This is a genomic window from Holdemanella sp. (genome assembly GCF_056804935.1).
In genome coordinates this window covers 3,598-5,002 of the sequence record NZ_DBMEXE010000121.1, presented here as the reverse complement: position 1 = coordinate 5,002, position 1,405 = coordinate 3,598, and the positions used below count along the sequence as shown (strand labels likewise).

The following is a 1,405-nucleotide window of genomic DNA, read 5'->3' as shown; positions in this document are numbered from 1 at the left end:
ATAAAGAAGATGGAGTGAAAAGTTATGAGATATATTATAGATAAAAGTCTACCATTGCCATTATATTATCAATTAAAACAAATCATTATTAATTCGATTGATGATAATATATACAAAGAAGATGAAGCTATTCCTACTGAAAGGGAATTAATTGAAAAATATAACGTCAGTAGGACGACCGTTAGACAAGCATTAAATGAACTGTGTACTGAAGGATATTTGTATAGAAAAAAAGGAGTAGGAACATTTGTATCTTCAAAAGAGCAAAAGGATAACCAGCATGATATTATCAGTCCATCAGTATATAAAACTGATAGAGTTATTAATCGTAACGGTTTTGTTTGCAAAACAAAATTTGTAAAATGTGGCGTTGTAGAGGCAAGTTCAGATGTTGCTAGGCAATTAAAAATAGAAACAGGTGATCATGTTTGGTATATGGACCGAATTCGTTATGCAGATAAAAAAGCCGCATCTTTTTCGAGATCATATATAAGAAAAGATTATTTGTTGGACTTTGAAAGAGATGCAGAAGATGCCGCACAAAATTTTTATAAGTATTTAGATTCTAAAGGCTTAGTTGTTACTACAATTAAGGAAAAATTAATTCCAGGATGGGCTGATAAAGAAGCTAGAGAAGTATTAGAAATAGATAAAGCTACACCTATTTTAATCATACAGGATACTGGATTTACAGAAGATGGAACTGTCATTGAATATTCCGTTTCTACATTAGATGTGTCATTTATAGAGATGATTGGTACATTTAAACGCGGATAAAAGCATGAATAGATATATCATATTTGATATGGACGGGGTAGTAATTGATAGTGAAGGTTGGTATTTGAACTTATTGAGAAATTTTTTGAGTAATAATAATTTTAATATCCCTGATAAAGTCTTGATGGAAACAATCGGATTAGATATGATACATGTGTTTAAAAGAATTGAGTCTTATATATCTGGAAATGATATTGAAAAACTTATAGAAAAATATTTAGATTATATTAAATCGTCTGGAGAACCAGATTATTTGAAAATTGCTTTTCCAAATGTAAAGGATTGTTTTTACAAATTACATGATTTAAATATTGATATCGTCATAGCTTCGTCTTCCCCTAGAAATGTGATAAAAAAAGTGTTAGAAAAGCTCGACTTAAATCGATTTGTAGAGTTTTATATTGGCAGAGAAGATGTGAAGAACACAAAGCCTGATCCAGAAATCTATAATGCAATTCTTAAAATAAAAAAAGGAAAACCGTTGTTTGTTGTGGAAGATAGTGAGTTTGGTATAAAGTCTGCAAAGATGGCAGGACTTAAGGTTGTTGCTTTCAATTCGAAAATATATAACTTAAATCAAAAAGAGAGTGATTATATAGTAACTGATCATAATCAGATTATTTGCTTA

Annotated in this window: 2 protein-coding genes; both read left to right on the top strand. The window is 29.7% G+C overall.

Features of this window, described 5'->3' with window-relative positions; genetic code table 11:
- Positions 1-24: 24 nt before the first annotated feature.
- A complete protein-coding gene (locus ACZQCL_RS06385) occupies positions 25-777 on the top strand; it encodes a GntR family transcriptional regulator (protein ID WP_227991747.1) in 753 nt (250 codons plus the stop codon).
- A gap of 28 nt (positions 778-805) precedes the next feature.
- Positions 806-1,405: HAD family hydrolase (locus tag ACZQCL_RS06380; RefSeq protein WP_482482314.1), on the top strand; the 600-nt coding region annotated here is incomplete at its 3' end.

What these genes read in the sequence shown, in the direction of transcription:
- ACZQCL_RS06385 (WP_227991747.1), top strand. Translation starts at nt 25, where the DNA reads ATGAGATATATTATAGATAAAAGTCTACCATTGCCATTATATTATCAA.